Genomic DNA, 2,784 nt, shown 5'->3' on the forward strand with positions numbered 1-2,784 from the left:
TGCAACCGTCATCTTTTGGTTATGAGTCCTGACCCTAAGTTAATTTTGTGACTGTAAATCGCAGCTGGAGGCGACGAATATGGGCTTTCCTGGAACTTGGATGACCGAAAGCGAGAGCGTCGTATATCGCGTCGTTCCGAAATGCGCCTGTTCAACGATCGGCCAGATCATGTATTACTCCGACCACGGCGCGTTTTTTGAAGGTGATATTCACGACGCTAAAGGTGGTATGCACAAATGGGCGCTTGATGAAAGCCAACCTCTCATTTCGAGCAATGTAACAGCGCATAAATCCTACGCGTTCACCTGTGTTCGTAACTCCTACACACGCATTCTATCTTCATTCTTCGACAAAATTTGCGGCATTCAACGCAATGGAAACCGTTATCGCGACAAGCTGGTCTCAACCTTGGTCCAAAAATATGGCATCGAAGTGGGTGGCGAAGATGGCAAACAAGAGTTTGACCAAATCGCAAGCTTTCGTCGGTTCCTTTTATTTGCACGCGACACCATCCGGTGGCGTCGTCCGATGGATCCAGATATCCACTGGTCCGCGATGTCAGGTCACGTATCCACGTTTGTTGTAAACGACGGTCGCTACGACAAGATTTTTTGGACCGAAACGTTCAATGATGGCATGCAAGATGTGCTGGATAGTATCAAAGCGCCCAACAAGATTGATCTCAAGACGATCCCGCGCTTCAATGAAAGTGAAGGCCACGGCCCGAAACGCGCGCATCCCGTTGAAGACTACTTCGACGATTTGTCTATGCATTTGGTCTATGAGATCTACAAGCGTGACTTTGATCTATTCAAATATGACTTCAAAGATCCGTCCAACAAGATGCCGATCGGTGAAATCGACCTTGATGAGGTTCACGCCAAACTGGGCGATTGATCTAGGTTAGAAGCGGGGGCCAATGTCGCGGCCCCCGTTCCCATTTTCATTAAGCAGACAAACCCGCATCACGGAACATCGCAGAGATGTTCGCCTTTGGACGTGGTCCAACGTGGCCGATAACTTCGCCCGCGGAAATGCAGCCCATCTTGCCGCAAGTTTCTAGATCGCGCCCCGTCGCGAGACCGTACAAGAAACCTGCTGCGAACTGATCGCCCGCACCTGTTGCATCCACTGGGACAACTTTGGTCACTGCTACGTCAATGCGCGCGTCGTCAGACATGATCGAAACACCATCGCCAGAGCGCGTGCAAATGGCCAACGGGCAAATCGCAGCAAGTTTGGCCAATGCGGTGTCCAAATCATCGGTTTCAAACAGCGATTTAACCTCTTCTTCATTGCCTATCACATAGTCGAGTTCGTTTTCGATCAAGTTTAGAAAGTCAGCGCGATGGCGTTCAACGCAGAACGGATCAGAGATTGCGATACCAGCTTTTCCACCTGCTGCGCGACAGGCGCGTGCGAGCTTGATGAAAGCCTCTTTGCCCTTGTCCTTGTCGAACAAATAGCCCTCAAGAAAGACGATTTCTGCATCTGTACCCACGTCTTCGGACACATCTTCAGGGCCAAGCTCGGCCGAAATACCAAGGTAGGTATTCATAGAACGCTCACCATCTGGCGACACGAAAATCATGGAACGTGAAGATGGCAGTTCGCCACCCTTGACGGGGCCATTCACGAAAACAGTTCCCTCGTCTGTCATTGCTTTGGCATAGAAGTGCCCAAGCTCATCATCACTGACGCGGCCAATAAACGCTGTACGCAAACCCAAGGATCCGATCCCCGCGATGGAATTCGCTACAGAACCACCCGCTGCCTGTGTGCGATCTGACATAGAACCATACAGAACCTCTGCGCGCTCTTTCTCGATCAATTGCATGATACCTTTCTCGATGCCCATGTTGGCAAGAAAGCTGTCATCAGATTGCGTGATGACGTCTACGACTGCGTTGCCGATACCGACGACTTTATAGTTCTTCATTTCGTTTTTTCCTCGAATGGGCAAAGGTCTTTGATGATGCAATTGCTACACACAGGTTTGCGCGCCTTGCAGATATAACGTCCGTGCAGGATGAGCCAGTGATGTGCATGCTGCTGAAAGTCGACAGGAACATGGTCCTCAATCGCCTTTTCTACGACATCCACATCTTTTCCGGGGCAAATACCAGTGCGATTGCCGATCCGAAAGATGTGCGTATCGACCGCTTGTGACGGATAGTTCCACCACATGTTCAGCACCACATTGGCCGTTTTGCGCCCCACACCGGGCAGCGAAACAAGTGCCGCACGAGAATTGGGAACAACGCCGCCAAATTCATCCACCAAAATTTGGCTCAGCTTGATGACGTTCTTAGCTTTGTTGCGAAAAAGGCCAATGGTTTTGATGTGTTCGATGACACCTTCAACCCCCAAATCAAGCATTTTTTGCGGGGTATCCGCTATCTTAAACAGCTCGGCTGTGGCTTTGTTCACACCGATATCTGTGGATTGTGCAGAGAGCGCGACAGCGACAACCAAAGTATAGGCGTTGGTGTGATCCAGCTCGCCTTTTGGCTCGGGCTCGGAGTCCCGAAAACGCGTGAAGATCTCGCGCATGATGCCATAAGAAAGCTGTTTAGCAGGTTTTGTCATGGAGCGTGAGGTAGCCTGTTTGATCGTTGCTCGGCAAGAGGGTACGCAAGATTTGCACGCCTGTGAGGATTTGAGACCCCGTCGTGTATTGAGCCTTCCCGCAACCAACTTTAGCGCCTAGGGTCAGGACTCATAACTTAAAGATGACGGTTGCAGTGAGAGCGATGGCAGAGAGGAAGACAGTCGGGGATCTG

The 2,784-nt window shown here is 50.6% G+C and carries 3 protein-coding genes; 1 reads left to right on the forward strand and 2 read right to left on the reverse strand.

What is annotated here, in order from left to right; all coding sequences use genetic code 11:
- The first annotated feature begins 79 nt into the window (after nucleotides 1-79).
- On the forward strand, nucleotides 80-898 hold the full coding sequence (locus QZ279_RS03765; protein WP_293448116.1) for a sulfotransferase family protein: 819 nt from the start codon (nucleotides 80-82) through the stop codon (nucleotides 896-898).
- Between the two features lie 49 nt (nucleotides 899-947).
- Here the strand turns inward: QZ279_RS03765 and QZ279_RS03770 are convergent, their stop codons facing one another.
- Entirely contained in the window at nucleotides 948-1,940 is a 993-nt protein-coding gene (locus QZ279_RS03770) for an adenosine kinase (protein ID WP_293448119.1), read from the reverse strand.
- On the reverse strand, nucleotides 1,937-2,590 hold the full coding sequence (nth, locus tag QZ279_RS03775; protein WP_293448121.1) for an endonuclease III: 654 nt from the start codon (nucleotides 2,588-2,590) through the stop codon (nucleotides 1,937-1,939). Before nth ends, QZ279_RS03770 begins: the two co-directional genes overlap by 4 nt.
- Nucleotides 2,591-2,784 lie beyond the last annotated feature (194 nt).

It is taken from the genome of Planktotalea sp., assembly GCF_018607965.1.
Classification (GTDB): Bacteria; Pseudomonadota; Alphaproteobacteria; order Rhodobacterales; family Rhodobacteraceae; genus Planktotalea.

Coding starts and splice junctions, on each gene's coding strand:
- QZ279_RS03765 (WP_293448116.1), top strand. CDS start 80: ATGGGCTTTCCTGGAACTTGGATGACCGAAAGCGAGAGCGTCGTATAT.
- QZ279_RS03770 (WP_293448119.1), bottom strand. CDS start 1,940: ATGAAGAACTATAAAGTCGTCGGTATCGGCAACGCAGTCGTAGACGTC.
- nth (WP_293448121.1), bottom strand. CDS start 2,590: ATGACAAAACCTGCTAAACAGCTTTCTTATGGCATCATGCGCGAGATC.